The organism is Streptomyces sp. SID14478 (assembly GCF_010548525.1).
Classification (GTDB): Bacteria; Actinomycetota; Actinomycetes; order Streptomycetales; family Streptomycetaceae; genus Streptomyces.
Genome location: NZ_JAAGMG010001029.1, coordinates 1 through 8,000 on the forward strand (window position 1 = coordinate 1; position 8,000 = coordinate 8,000).

Below are 8,000 nucleotides of genomic sequence, written 5' to 3' on the forward strand. Positions count from 1 at the left end.
TGGCGCTCGCGCTGATCGGCGGGTGCGCGGGCGTGTGCGGCACGGTGCGGGTGGCGCGCTGGCTCGCGTACGTGGACTCGGCCGGGCTGGACTGGCAGGCCTGGGAGGTCGTCCCCGCGGTGTGCTTCGGGGCGGGCGCGGGGCTCGCGCTCGGCCTCGTCCTGTACGCGGCGACGGTCAGGGCGCTGCGACGGGCGGCAGGGCCGACGGGCCGTACGGGTCCGGGAGTTCGGGAGCGGAGGGCGGCACCGAGCCGTCCGGGATCTCGCTGATCTCCTCGGCGGGGGTGAAGCCGCGGGCGACGGCACGCCCCTTGTTGAGGGCCCGGTGGACCGCCTGGGCGACGCGCTCGACGGTGCGTACCCCGTACGCCATCGACGGGTTGTCGTGGGAGAGGACGGCGAGGCGGTAGGTGCGGCCGCTGCCGGTGAACGCACCGATGCTGTGGACGCGCCAGCCGTGCGTGGCACGCGGCAGCCAGCCGTTCTTCAGGTGGACGCGCAGGCCGCGCGGCACACCGGCGCTCACCCCCCACCGCTGGTCCTTCCTGACCTCGCTCATCAGCTTCAGGCTGTAGGCGCGGGACTTGAGGAACGAGCGGGGGTTCGTGAGCACGCCGAGCAGCCGCAGCTGGTCGGCGGCCGTGGTGCGGGTCAGGCCCCAGTAGCCGTACGCGCCGAGGCCGGTGCGGGTGGCGCCGGCCCGGCGCAGGGTCGCGGTGAGACGGGTCCGGCCGACGTCGTTCCACAGGCGGCTCGCGGCCGTGTTGTCCGAACTGCGGATCATGGGGCGGATGTTGCTGCGCTCCCTGGCGGTCAGGGGGCGGTGCCCCTGCTCGGCGCGGTGCAGCGTGGCCTCCATGATCAGGACCTTGACGATCGACGCCGCGTCGTAGCGGTCGCCCGCGGCGAGGGTGCAGCCGGCCTTGGTGCGGTCGTCGTACAGGGCGAACGAGACGGTGCCGCTGCGCCCGGCGAGAGCGGCCCGCAGGTCCCGGGTCAGCTGTTTCGCGAGGGCGGGGTTCTTGGGGGCGCGACAGGTGGGGTTCCGTTCCGCGGCGCTCGCACCGTGAGCGGCGCCGAGCAGTACGGCGCCGCTCACGGCGGCGGCGAGGGTGGCGGTGCGGATGCGGCGGGGTCTGTGCGGCATTGGCCCATCGTGAGCGCCGGGTCCCTGCGGGGCACGGTAGAGGGGCCTGAACGGGTGCCGCGGCGAGGCTCCGCCGGTCGCGGCCCGGCGCGGCTTCTCCCGCTCCTGGAGGAACGGCGGCGAGGGGGCGACGCACGCAGCGCGCGTCTGCAAGGCCGCGGGGAACCGCACGCGCAACCACGACGAAGCCGCACCCGGCAGCCGCGCACGAAAAGCGGGGCGGCACCTCCCGGTGCCGCCCCGCCCCACGTACCGCCCGCCGCAGGCTAGTGCGCGGCGGACTCCCAGTCCGTCCCCAGCCCCACCGAGACGTCCAGCGGCGCCCGCAGGGAGACCGCCGCGGACATCTCGCGCCGCACCAGCTCCTCCGCGGCCGCGGCCTCGCCGGGCGCGATCTCCAGGACGATTTCGTCGTGGACCTGGAGCAGCATCCGGGACGTGAGCTTCGCCTCGGTGAGCGCCTTGTCGACGTTCAGCATCGCGATCTTGACGATGTCGGCGGCGGTGCCCTGGATCGGCGCGTTGAGCGCCATGCGCTCGGCCATCTCGCGGCGCTGCCTGTTGTCCGAGTTCAGGTCGGGAAGGTAGCGGCGGCGGCCCAGCATCGTCTCCGTGTAGCCGGTGGCCCGCGCCTCGTCGACGGCCCGGCGCAGGTAGTCCCGCACGCCGCCGAAGCGCTCGAAGTACGTGTCCATCAGGCCGCGCGCCTCGCCCGGGTCGATGTTCAGCTGGCCGGAGAGGCCGAACGCGGACAGGCCGTACGCGAGCCCGTACGACATCGCCTTGATCTTGCGGCGCATCTCCGCGTCGACCGCGTCCCGGGAGACCCCGAACACCTGGGAGGCGACCGTGGTGTGCAGGTCCTCGCCGGAGGTGAACGCCTCCAGGAGTCCCTCGTCCTCGGACAGGTGCGCCATGACGCGCAGCTCGATCTGGCTGTAGTCGGCCGTCATGAGGGACTCGAAGCCCTCGCCCACCACGAACCCCCGGCGGATGGCGCGGCCCTCGTCGGTGCGCACCGGAATGTTCTGCAGGTTCGGGTCGGTCGAGGACAGGCGGCCCGTCGCGGCGACCGTCTGGTTGAACGTGGTGTGGATGCGGCCGTCCGCGGCGATCGTCTTGATCAGGCCCTCGACGGTGACGCGGAGCTTGGCCTGCTCGCGGTGGCGCAGCATGATCACGGGCAGCTCGTGGTCGGTCTGCGTGGCCAGCCAGGCCAGCGCGTCCGCGTCCGTCGTGTAGCCCGTCTTCGTCTTCTTCGTCTTCGGCAGGTCGAGCTCGCCGAAGAAGACTTCCTGGAGCTGCTTGGGGGAGCCGAGGTTGAACTCGTGGCCCACGGAGGCGTGGGCCTCCTTCACCGCCTGCTGGACGGCGCCCGCGAACATCTGCTCCATCGCCTCCAGGTGGGCGCGGTCGGCGGCGATGCCGTACCGCTCCAGGCGGGCGAGGAGCACGGAGGTGGGCAGCTCGATGTCGGTGAGCAGCTCGGCGGCGCCGACCTCCTTGAGGCGCTCGCCGAACACCTCGCCCAGGTCGAGGATGGCGCGGGCCTGCACCATGAGGGCGTCGGCCTCGGCCTGCTCGTCCTCCTCCGAACCGAACGCGAGCTGCCCGTCGGCGGCGGAGGCCGGGGCGAGCTCGCGGCCCAGGTACTCCAGCAGCAGCGCGTCGAGCGCGAAGGAGCGGCGGCCGGGCTTGACCAGGTACGCGGCGAGCGCCGTGTCCATGGTGATGCCCGCGACGCTCCAGCCGTGCTCGGCGAAGACCCGCATGACGCCCTTGGCGTTGTGCAGCACCTTCGGCTTGCCGGCGTCGGCGAGCCATGTCGCGAAGGCCTTCTCGTCGGCCTCGTCGAGCGTCGACGGGTCGAACCAGGCGGCCTCTCCCCCGGCGGCGGCGAGGGCGACCTCGGTGACCGAGCCGGTGCCCAGCGACCAGGAGTCGACGCTCGCCATGCCGAGGACGGCCTTGCCGTGCTCGGCCAGCCACGGCGCCAACTCGCCGGTGGCGAGCACCTTTCCGTCCAGCTCGACGCCCGGCTCGGGCGGCGCCTCCTCGGCCTCGGCTGCGCCCGGGTCGACGGCGAACAGGCGCTCGCGCAGCGACGGGTTACGGATCTCCAGGGTGTCCAGGATCATCGCGATCGCCGTACGGTCGTACGCCTCTCGCTCCAGGTCGCCGACCGTCTTGGGCAGCTCGACGTCGCGGACCATCTCGGTGAGCCGGCGGTTGAGCTTGACGGCGTCCAGGTGCTCGCGCAGGTTCGCGCCCGCCTTGCCCTTGACCTCCTCGGCGCGCTCGACCAGCTCGGCGAACGAACCGAACTGGTTGATCCACTTCGCGGCGGTCTTCTCGCCGACGCCGGGGATGCCCGGAAGGTTGTCCGAGGGGTCGCCGCGCAGCGCCGCGAAGTCCGGGTACTGGGCCGGGGTCAGGCCGTACTTCTCCTCGACCTTCTCGGGCGTGAAGCGTGTGAGCTCGGAGACGCCCTTGGTGGGGTACAGCACCGTCACGTGGTCCGAGACCAGCTGGAAGGAGTCCCGGTCGCCGGTGACGATGAGGACGTCGAAGCCCTCGGCCTCGGCCTGGGTGGCGAGCGTGGCGATGACGTCGTCGGCCTCGAAGCCGTCGACGGCGAAGCGCGGGGTGTGCATCGCGTCGAGCAGCTCCCCGATCAGCTCGACCTGCCCCTTGAACTCGTCCGGGGTCTTCGACCGGTTCGCCTTGTACTCGGTGAACTCCTCGGAGCGCCACGTCTTGCGCGACACGTCGAACGCCACCGCGAAGTGCGTGGGCGCCTCGTCGCGCAGCGTGTTCGCCAGCATCGAGGCGAATCCGTAGATCGCGTTCGTCGGCTGGCCCGTCGCCGTCGTGAAGTTCTCCGCGGGCAGCGCGAAGAACGCCCGGTACGCCAGCGAGTGCCCGTCCATGAGCATCAGCCGGGGGCGTCCACCTGCTTTGGTGCCCGTCGCCTTCGTCGCGGTTGTCTTCGCCGTCTTTGCTGCTTTCTCTGCCACGTCCCCGATCCTGCCACGCCCCACTGACAGCGCGGTCCATGCCGGACCGGGCGGGGGCTCTGTCAGCCGTCCGTGCGAGGATCGAAGGGGTGCCCCGGCGCGGTGCACGGCGCCGCTTCGCCACCACCGCAGCGCCGCGCGGGACCAGCTCGAAAGATCAGCTCGAAGGGGAGCACGCCATGGCCAGCAAACCGCCCGCCTCGGACCCGGTCCAGGACGCGCCGCAGGTCGCGGCGCCTCAGCACCATGCCGCGGGCCTCCCCGCCGTGAAGCACTCCCTCAAGATGGCGCGCGAGCAGATGGGCGTGAAGCGCACCGCCCTGACGCTGCTGCGCGTCAACCAGAAGGACGGCTTCGACTGCCCGGGCTGCGCCTGGCCCGAGCCGGAGCACCGGCACGCGGCGGAGTTCTGCGAGAACGGGGCGAAGGCGGTCGCCGAGGAGGCCACCCTGCGCCGGGTGACGCCGGAGTTCTTCGCCGCGCACCCCGTCGCCGACCTCGCGACGCGCTCCGGGTACTGGCTGGGCCAGCAGGGCCGCCTCACCCACCCCATGTACCTGGCCGAGGGCGCGGACCGCTACGAGCCGGTGACGTGGGAGCGGGCCTTCGACATCGTCGGCGACGAGCTCGCCGCGCTCGCCTCCCCCGACGAGGCGGTCTTCTACACGTCGGGGCGTACGAGCAACGAGGCGGCGTTCCTCTACCAGCTCTTCGCCCGCGAGTACGGCACGAACAACCTGCCCGACTGCTCGAACATGTGCCACGAGTCGTCCGGCTCCGCGCTCACCGAGACCATCGGCGTCGGCAAGGGCAGCGTCCTGCTGGAGGACCTCTACAAGGCGGACCTGATCATCGTCGCCGGGCAGAACCCGGGCACGAACCACCCGCGCATGCTCTCGGCCCTGGAGAAGGCGAAGGCGGGCGGCGCGCGGATCATCTCCGTGAACCCGCTGCCGGAGGCGGGGCTGGAGAAGTTCAAGAACCCGCAGACCCCGAAGGGCCTCACCAAGGGCGCCTCGCTGACCGACCTGTTCCTGCAGATCCGGCTCGGCGGGGACCAGGCCCTCTTCCGCCTCCTGAACAAGCTGATCCTCGACACCGAAGGCGCCACCGACGACGCCTTCATCGCCGAACACACCCACGGCTACGAGGAGTTCGCGGCGGCCGCCCGCGCCGCCGACTGGGACGAGACCCTCACGGCGACCGGCCTGTCCCGCGCGGACATCGAGCGCGCCCTGGAGATGGTGCTCGCCTCGAAGCGCACCGTCGTGTGCTGGGCGATGGGCCTGACACAGCACAAGCACTCCGTGCCGACGATCCGCGAAGTGGTCAACTTCCTCCTGCTGCGCGGCAACATCGGCCGCCCGGGCGCCGGCGTGTGCCCCGTGCGCGGCCACTCGAACGTGCAGGGCGACCGCACCATGGGCATCTTCGAGCGCCCCGCCCCCGCGTTCCTGGACGCCCTGGAGAAGGAGTTCGGCTTCGCGCCGCCGCGCGAGCACGGCTTCGACGTCGTACGCGCCATCCGCGCACTGCGCGACGGCGAGGCCAAGGTCTTCTTCGCCATGGGCGGCAACTTCGTGGCGGCCTCGCCCGACACGGACGTCACCGAGGCGGCCATGCGCCGCGCCGCACTGACCGTGCACGTCTCCACGAAGCTGAACCGCTCGCACACCGTGACCGGCGCCCGCGCCCTCATCCTGCCCACGCTCGGCCGCACCGAGCGCGACCTCCAGGGCAGCGGCGAGCAGTTCGTGACCGTCGAGGACTCCATGGGCATGGTGCACGCCTCGCGCGGCCGCCTGGAGCCGGCGAGCACCCACCTGCTGTCGGAGCCCGCCATCGTGGCCCGCCTCGCCCGCCGCGTCCTCGGCTCCGCGTCCTCCACGCCCTGGGAGGAGTTCGAGAAGGACTACGCGACGATCCGCGACCGTGTCGCCCGCGTCATCCCCGGCTTCGAGGACTTCAACGCGCGCGTGGCCGGTCCGAACGGCTTCGCGCTGCCGCACGGCCCGCGCGACGAGCGCCGCTTCGCCACCGCCACCGGCAAGGCCAACTTCACGGCCGCGCCCGTCGAGTACCCGCGGCTGCCCGAGGGCCGCCTGCTGCTGCAGACGCTGCGCTCGCACGACCAGTACAACACCACGATCTACGGCCTCGACGACCGCTACCGCGGCATCAAGAACGGCCGCCGGGTCGTGCTGGTCAACGCCGGGGACGCGCGCGACCTCTCCCTCGCCGAGGGCAGTTACGTGGACCTCGTCAGCGAGTGGAACGACGGGGTCGAGCGGCGGGCGCCCGGCTTCCGCGTCGTGCACTACCCGACGGCCCGCGGCTGCGCGGCCGCCTACTACCCGGAGACGAACGTGCTGGTGCCGCTGGACGCCACGGCGGACACCAGCAACACCCCCGCCAGCAAGTCCGTCGTCGTCCGGCTGGAACAATCGACGACCGGCTGAGCACCCGCTCAGTCACCCGACACCAGGCAGCGCACGACGGACGGAGCCGGGCCCCATGGGCGAGCAGCACCACGTGAAGTTCCCGCAAGAGGTCATCGACGAGTACGCGGCGCTCGGCGTCGACCTGCCCGCCCTGTTCTCCGCCGGGCACCTCGGTACCCGGATGGGCGTCGAGATCAAGGAAGCCGCCGCGGACCGCGTCGTCGGCACGATGCCCGTCGAGGGCAACACCCAGCCGTACGGTCTGCTGCACGGCGGCGCCTCCGCCGTCCTCGCCGAGACCCTCGGCTCGGTCGGCGCCATGCTGCACGGCGGCATCGGCCGGCTCGCCGTGGGCGTCGACCTGAACTGCACCCACCACCGCAGCGCCCGCTCCGGCCTGGTCACCGGCGTGGCCACCCCGGTGCACCGCGGCCGCTCCACGGCGACGTACGAGATCGTCATCACCGACGAGCGGGACCGCAGGATCTGCACGGCCCGCCTGACCTGCCTGCTGAAGGAAGCCCCGCCGCAGCAGCCGTGACGGACACCGTTTCGCACCCGGGCCGCTCCTGATCCCAGGGGCGGCCCGCGCGCTTTCCCAGCCGAACTGCCCTCGTGCGCACCGGCATTGGCGGAGCCCCGCCCTCCGGCTTACCGTCCGGACATGACCGGCATCGGGCCCGTCGAGCCGTACGAAGAACCGCACGGCCCCCGTGGTGACCCCCTCGCTCCCCCGACCACTCTCGTCTCCCACCCCGCACGCCTGTCGGAGCGTTGGGCGGCACTGCCCCCGCGGGGCCGCCGCATCACCCTGCTGCTCGCCGCCTGCGCGGCCGCTCTCGCCGTGCTGTTCGTCCTGCGCGCCGGCCCGGCCGACCCGGCGCCCACACCCTGGCCCGCGCAGGTCACGACGGTGCACTACGACGGGCCCGCCCCGGACAACGGGGCGTTCCGCTTCACCGTGACGGTCCGCTCGGGCGACCCCGTGACCCTTCGTCAACTGGACTCATGGCTGCCCGAATTGGGTGTGTCCACCACACCGTCACTGCCACTGACAGTGAGGCCGGGGCAGCCCGCGACGCTCACCGTGTGGCTCGCCGTGTACGCCTGCACGGGCCTGCCGCACGGCATCGACCTGCCCCGGCTCGACCTGGTCCTGCACAACGGGCGCGGACGGCAGCAGCACGGCTACCCCTTCGACGGTCCCTTCGCGCGCGACGTGTGGGAGTTCCTCGGCGCCAACTGCGGCCCCGCCCTGCCGTCCGACGAACCGGAGACGCCGGTCGTCGACCCCCGCGCAGGCCCGGAACGATCTCACATGTAAGTAACACTCAGTTACCTCTGTCGCAATGAAGAAATGCGAGTCTCACCGCGCCGCGCGGGCGCCCGCGCC

At 72.3% G+C, this 8,000-nt stretch carries 5 protein-coding genes; 3 read left to right on the plus strand and 2 right to left on the minus strand.

What is annotated here, in order from left to right; all coding sequences use genetic code 11:
* Positions 1-177 precede the first annotated feature (177 nt).
* Both G3I40_RS32970 and polA read right to left on the minus strand, forming a co-directional pair.
* A complete protein-coding gene (locus tag G3I40_RS32970) occupies positions 178-1,149 on the minus strand; it encodes a serine hydrolase (RefSeq protein WP_164306281.1) in 972 nt (323 codons plus the stop codon).
* 266 nt (positions 1,150-1,415) lie between these two features.
* Entirely contained in the window at positions 1,416-4,085 is a 2,670-nt protein-coding gene (polA, locus tag G3I40_RS32975) for a DNA polymerase I (protein WP_164306285.1), read from the minus strand.
* A gap of 260 nt (positions 4,086-4,345) precedes the next feature.
* Here polA and G3I40_RS32980 point away from each other — a divergent pair, with 260 nt between their 5' ends.
* The 3 genes from G3I40_RS32980 to G3I40_RS32990 all read left to right on the plus strand — a co-directional run bounded on the left by G3I40_RS32980 (position 4,346) and on the right by G3I40_RS32990 (position 7,931).
* Entirely contained in the window at positions 4,346-6,625 is a 2,280-nt protein-coding gene (locus G3I40_RS32980) for an FdhF/YdeP family oxidoreductase (protein WP_164306282.1), read from the plus strand.
* Between the two features lie 55 nt (positions 6,626-6,680).
* Positions 6,681-7,148 carry a hotdog fold thioesterase gene (locus G3I40_RS32985; protein WP_164306283.1) on the plus strand — a complete coding sequence of 156 codons (468 nt, stop codon included), beginning with the start codon at positions 6,681-6,683 and terminating at the stop codon, positions 7,146-7,148.
* 123 nt (positions 7,149-7,271) lie between these two features.
* Positions 7,272-7,931 (plus strand): hypothetical protein, encoded by a 660-nt coding sequence (locus tag G3I40_RS32990; RefSeq protein WP_164306284.1) that lies wholly within the window; start codon positions 7,272-7,274, stop codon positions 7,929-7,931.
* The last annotated feature ends 69 nt before the right edge of the window (positions 7,932-8,000 follow it).